Source organism: Ferdinandcohnia salidurans (assembly GCF_042680725.1).
Classification (GTDB): domain Bacteria; phylum Bacillota; class Bacilli; order Bacillales; family Bacillaceae_L; genus Ferdinandcohnia; species Ferdinandcohnia salidurans.
In genome coordinates this window covers 188,275-201,775 of the sequence record NZ_JBHUEK010000004.1, presented here as the reverse complement: position 1 = coordinate 201,775, position 13,501 = coordinate 188,275, and the positions used below count along the sequence as shown (strand labels likewise).

The following is a 13,501-nucleotide window of genomic DNA, read 5'->3' as shown; positions in this document are numbered from 1 at the left end:
CTTCCTTTCTCAATCGCGTTATGTAGTAATGGTAAACTCCTAAACTACCATACCATATTCTGGACAAATAAAAAAGACTGACACACTTTGTCAGCCCCAATGTTTACACAACCCTCTATAATTGTTTAAGTTGTTCAGTTAGCCTTTTAAACGCTGTCTCATCCTGTTTGTCAAGCGCCTCATCAATCCTCTTCAACAGGTGTTCTTTTTGAAACATATGAATGGATTCCTCAAGAAACTTTTTCGCCAGCTCTTTATCCTGTTCGTTCACTTGAAGGTGTTTTGGCATATATGGATTCTCTTCAAGTACAGCCACATAATTCGGAGAATGGAAGGAGGATCTGAAATTTAGTTGAATATAAATTTCTTCTTCCCTATTTAGTCGAATATCATGAAATGACTTTTCAGCATCAGTGGTCATGACATTTTCCTTATAAAAACGGAAAGGTACATCATCAACACAATGAGTCGACATAATGATTCCTCGAGGGCAGTATTGGGCTTGCTCGACAAAGTGGACATTTTTCATGAGTTGGTCATGGCTCATTAAGTAGTTTAAAATCCAAACACACTCTCTTCTCTTTAGCTGATAATTATTCAGAAACCAGCGAATGAAGTCTTTTTTCTCGTTGACAGATACAGGGGTAGTCATCGCATGCTTCCCTCCTCTGCTAGTATGGAGTAATTTAATGTTATACTTCAACATTGACATCAAAATATCCTTCAAAAGGATGTTAAAAACAACAGAACTTTAAGCTTATTCCAGTTCAGATATTAATTCTTCAATCTCGTACTTCATCGGGTCAAGCTTAAGAAGTTCCTTAAATACTTCGATTGCCTCTTCCCGCTTACCGTCCTCCAATAGGAAATATCCAAACTCTTCTAAAAACTCTGGAGTTTCTTTAAAAGAAGTATATGCATGACGGTAATGGTTTAATGCATCCGAATATTGTTCTAGTTTATTTTTTGCAAACCCCAGGTCCCACTCAAATTGTTCATCATATTCGCCGTAACTCATGACATTATCGAGGCATTCCACAACATCCTCGAATCTTTCTTCTTGCAATAGAAACTTTGAAAGTTGTAAAGTTGCTTCCACATATCCTGGATCAATTCCAACTGCAGCCCGAAGGAACTTCTCAGCATTTTCCTTATCGCCAAGCAGCATTGATATTTTGCCTGCATAAAATGTGAGTTCTTTATTTAATGACTCCACTTCAAGGCCCTCTATGAGAACCTGAAGGCTTTCCGTGAGACTTCCTTCTTCTTCATATGCTTTAGCAAGGTATAAATAAAGTGAACCATAATCCGGGTCTAGCTCTTTTAGTCTAGAAAGAATCTGGATTGCCTTTTTATAGTATTTTGCCTGAAAAGCAGTAACGCCGAAACCAAACAATGTATTACTATCTTCTTGTTTTTTGATTGCTTCTTCATAATACGGAAGAGCCTCTTCAAATTTACCTGTTGTACTAAAGCTTTCCGCGATTCTGGCATTAACATTTACTCCTGCAATTTCGTCATTATCCTGTAAAACCTTCACATAATAAGGAATACTTTTGCTGTATTCGCCGTGAGTTGAATACAATTCGGCTAAAGCAAAATCAATGATTGGCTCATCCCCTGATTTTTCCTTAGCTAACAAAAGCTTTTGCTCACTCACTTCGTGTAAACCCTGCATCTGAAATAAGTCAGCTTGCAAAACAAGGGATTCCAAATAGACTGGGTCATCTTCTGAAATTTGCTCGAGAATATCAATTGATTCCTCTTCCATATCTAGATCGATCATGATTTCTGCCAGAAATACAAAGAGCTCACCTTCATCAGGGTATCTCGCGATTAATTCCTCAACGATTTCTTTGGCTTCTTCGACAAAGCCCCATTTATAGTAACTTTCTGCAATGGTGTATTTTTCATCATCATTGGAGTATTCTCTTAGCTTCTTTAAAGCCTTGAGGCCTTCTTCAACATTACCATCTTCAACTAATTGAATTGCATTCTCTAATCTATTCATAAAATCATTAACTCCTCTTACCTATCTCTCTTTCACCAATACGTCCGTATCATACGAAGATGCAAAAAAGCCAGGTTTTTTTACTATACATTCATTACCATAGCCGGAACGAAAGTATACATTAGCATCTACTTTTGTAAAATTACCTTTATGCATGGTGATTGTGGGTATAAGATTATGATAATCGAGAGTTGGCTTTTCATCAACTGAATAGCCTATAGAATTATGCTCATATAAATTATAATCCAGTTCTCCACCTACGCGTATATCCCCTTTGTCTGGGTAAATCCCAATCTTTTTTAACATATCAAAGGACAATGGTTCATTCTCAGTCGGACAAACCGGTATCGTTGGGATTCGATTCTGTTCAGTCATCACTCTCCACATCTCGTCTTTTCGATTATTATTAAAAATCGCCTTCTCCTTCATTTTCCACTCGGGAATGATTGGAATTTGAAAGGAATGGTAGGATTCCCTAATCCAACCCCATGGCACCTTGTATAGATCGTCCAGTTTTTCAATTGTAACAATAATGACCGGGATTTTTTTTCGCCTGCAGGCTACAATGATAGATGGCGTTAAGGATTCAAGGGGAATACGAATGCCTAAATAATAATCAATTGGACTATTTAATAGGTAATGCCTAGTATTCTTTAGAGAATCGGCCAGTTCGCGTTCGCTCTTTACGTCACTTATGACTAGTAAGGTTGTACACCCTTTTTTTAAGTATTTTTCGGTCACTTCCATTTTAAAGGATTGAAATGAATGCCCTTTCGAAAAGGAGTAGTTAATCATAACATGACCGGGTGTTAATAAGTATTGTGATAGGTTTGTCTTCATAAAAGAGAGTCTTTTGAGGTTTTCTTTCATATAATCAACTCGTTGATTTTTTATAAGAATGGAGCATGTTATGACCCTATTATCCTTTAACACATTCGCTTTTTCTAATATATATGGCATCAAACCTCCCCTTTCGCAAAACTTAGTCTTAAGACAAGCTATGCAAAAAGTGGTGGATATATGTTAGTTTTTGTTCTTTATAAAACAGAAAACCCATGGAAATTCAGTTTTCCACGGGTTTTCATTCTTAATCTTCCTTTATTAATAAATCAAGATGTTCAAAAAAGCTTGGGTACGAAACTTTAATGGAATCATAATCTTCAAGAGAAACATCATCACCCGCAATACATGCTGCAACAGCTAGCATCATGCCAATTCTGTGGTCTCCATGACTATGAACATGTCCACCCGTTAATTGTTTCTTCTCACCTGATATAATCATTCCATCTTCTGTCGGTTCAATTGAAGCTCCAAGTTTAGATAGTTCGCCGACAACTGTGTCAATTCGGTTTGTTTCCTTTACCTTAAGCTCCTCGGCATCTTTAATAATTGTTTTACCTTCAGCCTGTGTTGCCAAAAGCGCGATGACGGGAATCTCATCAATTAAACGCGGAATGAGGTCACCACCAATTTCAATCCCTCTTAATTCAGATGTTTGGATTGTTAAATCAGCAATAGGTTCGTTATTTTCCACTCTCTCGTTCTCGATTTCTAGACGTGCTCCCATACTAACCAGCACATCAATAATTCCTGTCCTTGTTGGATTCATTCCAACGTTTTTCAGTGTAATTCGACTGTTTGGTACAATCGCCCCTGCAACAAGGAAAAACGCTGCAGACGAAATATCTCCAGGAACCTGAATATTTGTCCCTATGAGCTTCTGACCGCCTTTTACTTTAACAGTCAGTCCTTCCTCTTCAACATCACAGCCATAGGCACGCAGCATGCGTTCAGTATGGTCTCTTGATTTATGCGGCTCTGTAACAGATGTTGTCCCTTTCGCATTTAAACCCGCTAAAAGAATAGACGATTTTACTTGTGCACTTGCTACAGGAGAAACATAGTCAATTCCCTGTAATTCGCCACCTCGAATTGAGAGCGGAGTAAAATTTCCATCTTCTCTTCCATCAATTTTTGCTCCCATTTGACGCAATGGTGCTGTTACCCTCTTCATTGGCCTCTTTGCAATTGACTCGTCACCAATCATGCAAGTATGAATTGGTATACCAGAGAGAAGTCCGACCATTAGTCTTGTGGTTGTTCCAGAATTACCTGTATCTAATACTACATCTGGTTCACGTAGTCCTTCAAAACCTACTCCTTCAATTACAACATGGTCCTTATCCTGTGTAATTTTCACACCAAGTTTTTGAAAACAGCTAATCGTACTTAAGCAGTCATCCCCAGGTAGAAAATTGTCCACAACTGTTTTCCCTTCTGCAATCGCCCCAAGCATAATAGAGCGATGGGAGATGGATTTATCACCAGGAATATCAATCGAACCATTGAGGCCTGTAATATTTGTACGTAACTTTATTGAATCCATATTACCACTCCTAATCAAATACCCCTTTGTGTATTTTACAAGCTATCCATTAAATGTTTCATAATTTGTCTTGCTTTCAATACATAACTTAGCTTTGGCTCGATCCTCGTCACTTTGGAAGCTGATACGTAACGCACCGTAGATTTCTTCTCTTGTCTCAATAATTCTGATATTCGTAATACTAATTCTTTCTTGGGCGAGAAGACCAGTGATTTCCGAAACGACACCAGGATAATCCGGAATATCAACATATAAATCATAGAATGAAGGTATAGCACCTTTTGTACGAGTAGGAAGTCCATCGCGAAAATTTTTGGCATCCATAAAATAATTATAAATATCATCGCCATTTCCACTTGCTACAAAGTTTCGGATTTGTTCCATTTCGTCAATCCAATTTTCAAAAAGATCTAGTAATACATTTCGATTATGTAATAATATATCACGCCACATGGACGGATTACTAGATGCGATTCTAGTAATATCGCGAAAACCTCCTGCTGCTAATGGACGAACCAGTTCATTTTTCTGATCATATTTTAGCGCTTGATGAACTAGACTAGCTGCAACAATATGTGGAAAATGACTAATTACACCAGCAACACGGTCATGCTCCTCAGGAGTCATACTAACAAAATTTGCTTTTGTTCCCTTTAATAGTGTTTTAAGTTGCTCTACACCAAGCTTACTAGAAGGAGATTCATTATGGGGTGTAAAAATATAAAAAGCATTCTCAAACAAATGTTCCTTCGCAGCAACAACACCACTTTTATGAGAACCAGCCATTGGATGGCCGCCGATAAAGGTTACACCAATTTCCCCAAGAATCGAATTTGCTGTATGAACAATTTCCTGTTTAGTACTCCCTACATCAGAAACGATGACGTCTTCTTTTAGCTCATATAAGCTGAGCTCCTGAATAATGTCAATGGTCTGCTTTACTGGAACCGATATAAAAATATAGTCACAAGTATGTACGACATCCTCTAGCTTAAATACCACTTCATCAATCACTTGTAACGTTTTTGCCAACAGTGATGATTCTGTATGGCTATCAAAACCATAAATTGTAGCATGAGGATGTTCCTTCTTTATCGCAAGTGCAATTGAACCCCCTATTAAACCAAGTCCAATTACTAATATGTTTTTTCCCATCTCATCACCACCGATAATAGAAACACTAATGGGGGTTACATTGAACCCCCACAGTTTTACTTCTGTTGATTTTCTAGCATCTCTGAAAGTATCGCTATAAGTTCACTATTTTGTTCTTCTGTTCCAACAGTAATTCGAAGGCTAGTTGGAAAGCCTAGAGCATTTCCTGAGCGAACAATGAAGCCACGCTCCAATAAATAGTGGAACACATCATCACCTGGTTGTTTAAAATCAATCAAAATAAAATTTCCAAACGATGGATAATAAGATAATTGATTTTCCTCACAGAAACTATAATACTGCTGCAAGCCTTGTTTGTTTTTCTTAACATAAGAAGCGATGAATTCTTGATCATCTATTGCAGCTGCTGCTGCTATTTGACCCACTCGATTTGAATTGAACGGCTGACGGACAGGTTCAATTTTATTAATGAAATCACTATTTCCAATTGCATAGCCAACGCGAAGCCCACCTAGGCCATAAGCCTTTGAAAAAGTCCTTAATACAAGTAGGTTAGGATAGTCATTTAGAAGTGCAACTGTATTGGGATAATCCTTTTCATTTGCCGCAAATTCATAATAAGCTTCATCCATTACAATTAGGACATGTTTTGGAACTTGCTTCAAGAAATGATGAAGTTTTTCCGAGTTCACATACACTCCTGATGGGTTGTTTGGAGAACAAACCCAAACAATTTCCGTATTCTCATCGATTTGCTTGAGCATACCATCAAGGTCATGATGACCATCAATTAGCTCAACCTCACGCACTTCTGCCCCTTCAATAATGGCATTATGCTTATACTGCGAAAATGATGGATTAGCCATAACTGTATTTTTGTCGGGTGCAAGCAATGCAGCCGTAATAATGTGAATGACATCGTCAGACCCATTCCCAAAAAGAAGTTGTGAACCATCTACACCTAAGTGCTTTGCAAGCTTTTCTCTAAGCTCTGTTGCATAGCCATCAGGGTAAATCGCAAATGAGTCCAAGCTATTTTTAACTGCTTCTTTTACTTTTTCTGAGCAACCATATGGATTTTCATTTGAAGCTAATTTCACAATCTTTTCTAAACCGTATTCTCTTTTTACCTCTTCAATTGGTTTTCCTGGTTGATATGGTTTTAAATCTAATAACTGTTCCTTGATATTCATCTGAAGCTACACCTCTTATCATATTCAAATGCGCCCTTGACGTATTTGCGCCCGATTTTTAGGCCCACAGGAAGTGGGTCATAAAGACGTTGCCACATGAAGTGGCGTTTTTAGTCTTTAATCTTACTGCTCGAAAAATTTCCTTTGAAAAATCGTGGCATCCGCCGGAGGCTTTAACTTTATTCAGTCTTCTGCTGAATAAAGTTAATTGGATGCAATACATCATCTACAAAATTTTTAAAATGGGATAAGGCGGTAGCTCTTGTTTCTTCATTTACTAATTCTGGTAGATACTCTTCGATCTTTTGGATAAGGGCACTTCCCATGATCACCCCATCACAATGGTCTTTAAGTGCTTCTACTTGAGAAGAATTAGAAATACCAAACCCAACCGCTACAGGAATAGTACTATAGCGTTTTACCTCTTGTAAAAATGAGTATACCTCATTATTAAGCGAATTTCGAACACCCGTTACACCAAGGGATGAAACACAATATAAAAACCCTTGTGCATTCGAAGCGATCTTTTCAATTCGATTTGAAGAAGTTGGTGCAACTAGAGAGATAAATTTTAATCCCTCATTTTCACATTTTTTTCTGAGGTCTTCACTTTCTTCAAAAGGAAGGTCGGGAACAAGTAGCCCGTCAATACCATTTTGTCGCGCTAAAGCGAAAAAGTTTTCTTCTCCTAATTGTAGCACAGGATTGTAATAGGTAAAGATAATTACTGGAATTTTTAGACCTTTTTTTCTCATTACCGAAACAAGTTTCATTGAGTTTTCTAGTGTAACCCCATTTTTTAGCGCACGCCCAGAAGCTCTTTGAATAGTAGGACCATCTGCTAATGGATCTGAATATGGAATCCCTAATTCTATGATTGAAGCACCAGACTCCTGTAATGTTAGTGCGATTTCAACTGTCACATCAGGATGAGGATCCCCTGCCACGATAAATGGGATAAATAATTTTTCAGCCTTGGGTAATCGGTTCGTAAAGGTTGTGTTCATTTTTAGCTCCCCCTTCTTCTAGATATGTCATTAGTGAGTGAACGTCTTTGTCTCCTCGTCCGGATAAACAAACTAAGATTGATTCTTCTGGTGACATTTCTTTTGCCAACTGGATTGCTTTAGCCATCGCATGTGCGGATTCGATAGCTGGGATAATTCCTTCAACACGAGTAAGTAATTGCAATGCATCGAGAGCTTCCTGATCGGTTACACTTTCATATTTCACTCTTCCACTGCTTGCAAGATATGCATGTTCAGGGCCGACACCAGGGTAATCCAATCCAGCAGAAATGGAATATGGCTCTGTAATTTGGCCGTGCTCGTCTTGAAGAAGATACGTAAGCGAACCGTGAATAATACCTTTTGTACCTTTTGTAATTGTTGCTGCGTGTAACATTGTATCGACACCTTTTCCCGCTGCTTCAGCACCGACCAAACGCACGTCATCATTTAAAAACGGATAGAACATACCAATCGCATTACTTCCGCCACCTACACAGGCAACTACTGTTGAAGGCAATTGATTTTCGCGTTTTAAAAACTGTTCTCTTGCTTCATCACCGATAATTCGTTGGAAATCACGGACCATTTTCGGATAAGGATGTGGACCTACTACCGAGCCAATCATATAGTAGTGATCGTCACAATTTTGTACCCAGTAACGGATTGCTTCATTCGTTGCATCCTTTAATGTTTGATTTCCACTGGTGGCTGGAATTACTTCAGCACCTAAAAGTCTCATTCGAAACACATTTAGCTTTTGTCTCTCAATATCCTCTACACCCATAAAAACCTTACATTCCAATCCAAATTTAGCGGCCACTGTAGCAGCTGCAACACCATGTTGACCCGCTCCTGTTTCAGCAATTATTTTTTTCTTACCCATTCTTTTTGCTAAGAGAGCTTGACCAATCGCATTGTTGATTTTGTGTGCGCCAGTATGATTTAAATCCTCACGCTTTAAATAGATCTTCGCCCCACCTAATACTTTCGTTAATTGATCAGCATATGTAAGTGCTGTAGGTCGACCTGAATATTCTTTTAAAATACGAGTATATTCGTTACGGAACTCTTCATCTTGATATGCTTCGTCTAATGCCTTTTCGATTTCCTCTAATGGCATCATCAGTGTTTCCGGTACAAATTTTCCACCAAAATCTCCGAATCTACCATTTTCATTTGGTACGTTCTTCAAATTTATCCACCCATTTCTCAATAGTTTGTATGATATTGTGATCTTTCTTTCCTTCATATTCAATCCCGCTTGAGATATCAAACCCGTCGATCTTATAGCTTAGTAGGTTTTCAATATTTTCAGGGCCTATTCCGCCTGCAATGAAACAAGGAACCCCTTGTCGATTTGCTTCTTGTTGATAGACTGGAATTGACTTCCAATCAAATGTAATACCAGAGCCACCCCAAACATTTGTAATCTTTGTATCAACAACATAACCATCTGCTACATCAGCAAACTCCTCCATCGTTCTTAGAGCTTGTTCATCATGATGGATAACCTTCCAAACAATAGTCCCGGTTTTCTTTTTTAGTTGTTTAATAAAATCAACTGACTCTGATCCATGACATTGGATAACAGATAATGGGACATTGGCTAATACAGTTTCTATCTCTTCCAGGTTTGCATTAACAAAGATCCCAACAGTTTGTTTATCCTGCAGGTCAATTTCTTGTAACCATCGTTTCACATCAACAGGATTTACTTTTCGCTTACTGGTTGCAAAAATAAATCCGATATAATCCGCATTGCTTTCTGCAACCACTTGTAAGTCCTCGTATGTTTTATTTCCACAATATTTAATGAGAGGACGTTGCATGAGGCACCTCTCCAAACATTTGCTTAATTCCAATTCCTGGAGACTCAGCTCGCATAAATGCTTCGCCGATAAGCGCTGCCTTTGCTCCATATTTAATGATGGACTTAATATCCTGTGAAGTGTGAATTCCACTTTCACTCACGACCAGACTATCTACTGGAGCATCTTTTGCAATTTCTTCTGTATGTGTTATCGAAGTTTCAAACACTTTCAAATTCCGATTATTAATACCAAGGATTTTAGGTGTAAAAATGCTACACACCTGTTCTAGCGTTTCCCTAGAATGGACTTCAACAAGACACTCTAAGCCTTTTTCATACGCCTCGCAATAGTATTCATGTAATTGGTTGGGCTCCAGTGCTTCTCCAATTAATAAAATCGCATCTGCACCGATTTTTTCGCTTTGTTTAATCTGCTTTGCATCAACGATAAAATCCTTCCGAAGAACAGGGATGTTTACATTTTTCTTAATATCCATTAAATATTCAATTGACCCCTGAAAAAACGGTTCATCTGTTAAAACTGAAATAGCATCCGCTTTTGCTTCTTCATATTCTGTTGCAACCTCGACTGGATGAAAATCCTCTCGTATTACACCCTTAGAAGGTGATGCCTTTTTCACCTCAGCAATGATACCAAGGGAACGATTAGGATTAGATAGTGCTTCATATAAAGAGATTCGCTTTACAACACTGTCAATCTCAGGATACTTAATGTTTGTAACTTCAATTTTCTTCTGTTCAAGAATTTTGTTTAGCATAATACTCCACCTCACGATTTCTTAGTTGTTCAAATTGGTTTCTTGCTATCCCCATTACAAGTGCCTCTCTTGCCATTTCAACACCTTCACGAATACTGTTCGCTTTTCCCGAGATGTAAATAGCAGCTCCAGCATTTAATAGTACAATATTCGTTGCACTTTGATTGGCACTTCCATATAAAACATCCCGCAACAGGTTTGCGCTCTCAACCACGGAAGATACTTGAATGTCCTTCATATTTCCACGGGGTAGGTCGACATCTTCAGGTGAGAGGACAAATCTTGTAATCTCTCCATCTTTTAATTCCACAATATCTGTTTCAGTTGTGATACTGCATTCATCTAGCCCATCACGTCCTGAAACAAATAAAATATGCTCAGAACCGAGTTTTTGAAGGGCATATGCCATCTTTTCAGCGTACTCAGTTGAGTACACACCTAAAACTTGCCTTTTACATCTAGCTGGGTTTGCCATTGGCCCTAATAGGTTAAAAATGGTTCGAAATCCAATTTCCTGTCTCGGCGTGACTGCATGCTTCATCGCAGCATGGTAGATAGGGGCAAATAAAAAGCTCATATTTCGTTTATTTAATGCAGCTTTCGCTTCTTCTTTGGTTGATTGAATTTCAACACCTAAATATTCTAAGACATCCGCACTACCACTTTTTGATGACACAGCCCGATTACCATGCTTTGCAACTTTTATTCCTAAGGAAGAGACAATAATTGCAGATGCAGTTGAAATATTAAAGGTAGAAGCACCATCCCCACCTGTCCCACATGTATCAATTACGTGATCACTTTCATAATCTAGCTGCATCATATGCTCCCTCATCGCTCTTGCAAAGCCAGTAATTTCGTCAACTGTTTCCCCACGAAAACGAAGGATAGAAAGTAAACTTGCAATCTGGCTTGCCGTTGCATGACCAGACATAATCACGTCCATCACTCGATAGCTTTCTTCTTCAGTTAGTACCTCACCAGTGATACATTTATTTAAAAGTTGTTTAAACATGAATATCCTCCTTATCGAATGCTTCTTCTGCTAACTGGATTGTTTGAATTAAGGCACTTGCTTTATTTACGGTTTCCATCCACTCATGTTCAGGAACTGAATCGGCAACGATACCTGCTCCCGCCTGGACGTAAGCAACGCCATCTTTTATAATCGCCGTCCGAATTGTAATACAGGAATCGATATTTCCATCAAAGCCTATATAAGCAATGGTGCCAGCATATAAGTTTCGAGCGGTTGGTTCCAGCTCTGAGATAATTTGCATTGCTCGAATTTTAGGTGCTCCGGATACAGTTCCTGCTGGGAAAGCTGCTTGTAACGCATCTAATGGATCAATTTTTTCATCTAATTCACCAGTGACCTTCGAGATAATGTGCATCACATGTGAAAATCGACCAATTTCCATTAATACAGGCGTTTTAACGGAGCCAAATGTAGATACCCTGCCAATATCATTACGAGCTAAATCGACTAGCATATAATGCTCCGCCATCTCTTTTTCATCCTGAAGCAATTCCGATGCAAGTGCATCATCTTCTTCTTTCGTCTTCCCTCTCCGTCTTGTACCTGCAATCGGGTGAATCTCAAGATGTTTGTTATGAACTTTGATTAAGCGCTCTGGTGAGCTACCTACGATTTCGATATCATTGATCTTGATATAAAACAAATAAGGTGAAGGATTTACCATCCGTAAGACACGGTAAAGCTGAAATCCACTTACTGAGACCGGAATTTCAAAGCGTTGTGATAAGACCGCCTGAAAAATATCCCCATCCGTGATATAGTCCTTTATTTTACTAACAGCATCTAAGAAATCTTGTTTTTCGAAGTTCGTTTTTATATCTTTTACATTCGGTATTTCATGTAATTTTGGAAGTAGTAACATTTCACTTTGTTCTTTATTTTGAATGATTCGGGACAAATACATATTGATTTTTGAGTGGGCATGATCGAAAACAGCCTTTTGAATCCGATCATCTTCACCGCCGTTTAATCGAACAAAATGAACGACAATCAACTCGCGTGAATGATGGTCTAACGCTAAAATGGTTTCACAAAAGAAAAATTGATAGCGTTCCATGTTTAAATCATTGTTTGAGTGCTCATCTACCTTTTCAAATGTTGAGATTGCATCATACCCAATATATCCAACTGCCCCTCCATAAAAAGGGATTTCAATATCAAGGGGCTTTAAGGCAAGGTAATCCTTAATCCAGTTAAATGCATCCTTCATTGTTGGCTTCTTTACCAAGCTTTGCTGGTTTTCATTTTTCACGTAGTAGTGACCTTTATTTTCATCCATAAACAGGAATGGCTTTAAGCCAATAAATGAATACCGAGACCACTCGGATTCATGATCCTTACTTTCAAGCAGAAAGGATGCTTCATTTTCTAGGTTTTGAAAAATTTGAATGGGTGTCAACGTATCAACTAAGAAACGTTTGACAATCGGAATTGTCCGATATTGTTTTGCATCGGACGCAAACGAGGAAAAATCATACGTATTCATTTAGCTCACTCCTCCATATAATATGGAGAATGAGGATTTAGGAGGTATTTGAAGATAGGAATCGCTTTTTGAAATAAAAAACGATAAAAATAAACAACCCAAAGACACATTCGTATCTTTGGGTAGAAGTAACATAACTAAACTCTGCTAACCTCGGCTAAACTCTCTCATTCTCATCTACCCTAAACTCAACTCTAAACTTCACAGAAAACTTACTAAACTCTAACTTTATCAAATATTGTAACTAAATTTATCATATACATCTTCCATTTGTCAATGTATAGTTTATTTACCTTGAACGGTTGAAAGGTCCGGTCTTAGGACGATCGCTCCATTTTGATAAACATGATTGATTTCTTCTTGTTTTACCGTAGTATTCACAGTCATCAATATACGAATACACATTGGCAATGAACCTGGTACAGGAATTTCTCTCATACTCATTACTGGAACAAATGTCCACCCATCAATTTGTCTTGCTGCTGCAGCAGGAAAAGCTGCATCAATATCATCGGTAACTGAAAATACAACTTGTGCAACATCAGCAGCTTCAATGTGATTTTCAGTGATCATGTCACGCAATAGCTGCTCAGTAGCTGTTAATATTTCTTGTCTATTATTATCTTTAATAGTTGTAGCGCCACGTATTCCCCTTATCATTTACACTCCTC

The 13,501-nt window shown here is 38.2% G+C and carries 13 protein-coding genes; all 13 read right to left on the bottom strand.

The features are described 5' to 3' along the window. Window positions 1–115: 115 nt before the first annotated feature. Complete coding sequence (locus ACFSFW_RS01430; protein ID WP_099351679.1) at window positions 116–652, bottom strand: ReoY family proteolytic degradation factor; 537 nt, start codon at window positions 650–652, stop codon at window positions 116–118. A gap of 105 nt (window positions 653–757) precedes the next feature. Next, on the bottom strand, window positions 758–2,011 hold the full coding sequence (locus ACFSFW_RS01425; RefSeq protein ID WP_304218942.1) for a tetratricopeptide repeat protein: 1,254 nt from the start codon (window positions 2,009–2,011) through the stop codon (window positions 758–760). Window positions 2,012–2,032: 21 nt separating this feature from the next. After that, on the bottom strand, window positions 2,033–2,971 hold the full coding sequence (locus tag ACFSFW_RS01420; RefSeq protein WP_304218940.1) for a hypothetical protein: 939 nt from the start codon (window positions 2,969–2,971) through the stop codon (window positions 2,033–2,035). Window positions 2,972–3,098: 127 nt separating this feature from the next. Next, the gene (gene aroA / locus ACFSFW_RS01415; RefSeq protein WP_304218938.1) at window positions 3,099–4,397 is read right to left on the bottom strand and encodes a 3-phosphoshikimate 1-carboxyvinyltransferase; all 1,299 of its coding nucleotides are present in this window, start codon (window positions 4,395–4,397) and stop codon (window positions 3,099–3,101) included. 42 nt (window positions 4,398–4,439) lie between these two features. Beyond that, window positions 4,440–5,552, bottom strand: coding sequence for a prephenate dehydrogenase (locus tag ACFSFW_RS01410; protein ID WP_304218935.1), 1,113 nt, complete (start codon window positions 5,550–5,552; stop codon window positions 4,440–4,442). A 56-nt stretch (window positions 5,553–5,608) separates the two neighbouring features. Next, a complete protein-coding gene (gene hisC, locus ACFSFW_RS01405; protein WP_388034594.1) occupies window positions 5,609–6,706 on the bottom strand; it encodes a histidinol-phosphate transaminase in 1,098 nt (365 codons plus the stop codon). Between the two features lie 179 nt (window positions 6,707–6,885). Next, window positions 6,886–7,713 (bottom strand): tryptophan synthase subunit alpha, encoded by an 828-nt coding sequence (gene trpA / locus ACFSFW_RS01400; RefSeq protein ID WP_388034592.1) that lies wholly within the window; start codon window positions 7,711–7,713, stop codon window positions 6,886–6,888. Further along, window positions 7,676–8,908 carry a tryptophan synthase subunit beta gene (gene trpB / locus ACFSFW_RS01395; protein WP_304218926.1) on the bottom strand — a complete coding sequence of 411 codons (1,233 nt, stop codon included), beginning with the start codon at window positions 8,906–8,908 and terminating at the stop codon, window positions 7,676–7,678. The genes trpA and trpB overlap by 38 nt, the downstream gene beginning before the upstream one ends. Then, the gene (locus ACFSFW_RS01390) at window positions 8,889–9,545 is read right to left on the bottom strand and encodes a phosphoribosylanthranilate isomerase (protein WP_304218924.1); all 657 of its coding nucleotides are present in this window, start codon (window positions 9,543–9,545) and stop codon (window positions 8,889–8,891) included. Before ACFSFW_RS01390 ends, trpB begins: the two co-directional genes overlap by 20 nt. Continuing rightward, window positions 9,526–10,305, bottom strand: a complete 780-nt coding sequence (gene trpC, locus ACFSFW_RS01385) for an indole-3-glycerol phosphate synthase TrpC (RefSeq protein ID WP_304218922.1) — start codon at window positions 10,303–10,305, stop codon at window positions 9,526–9,528. Before trpC ends, ACFSFW_RS01390 begins: the two co-directional genes overlap by 20 nt. Further along, window positions 10,286–11,320: an anthranilate phosphoribosyltransferase gene (gene trpD / locus ACFSFW_RS01380; protein ID WP_304218919.1), complete on the bottom strand. Its 1,035-nt coding sequence runs from the start codon at window positions 11,318–11,320 to the stop codon at window positions 10,286–10,288. The genes trpC and trpD overlap by 20 nt, the downstream gene beginning before the upstream one ends. Then, window positions 11,313–12,830, bottom strand: a complete 1,518-nt coding sequence (gene trpE, locus ACFSFW_RS01375) for an anthranilate synthase component I (protein WP_304218916.1) — start codon at window positions 12,828–12,830, stop codon at window positions 11,313–11,315. The genes trpD and trpE overlap by 8 nt, the downstream gene beginning before the upstream one ends. Window positions 12,831–13,115: 285 nt before the next feature. After that, a complete protein-coding gene (gene aroH, locus ACFSFW_RS01370; protein ID WP_304218913.1) occupies window positions 13,116–13,490 on the bottom strand; it encodes a chorismate mutase in 375 nt (124 codons plus the stop codon). Window positions 13,491–13,501: the final 11 nt, after the last annotated feature.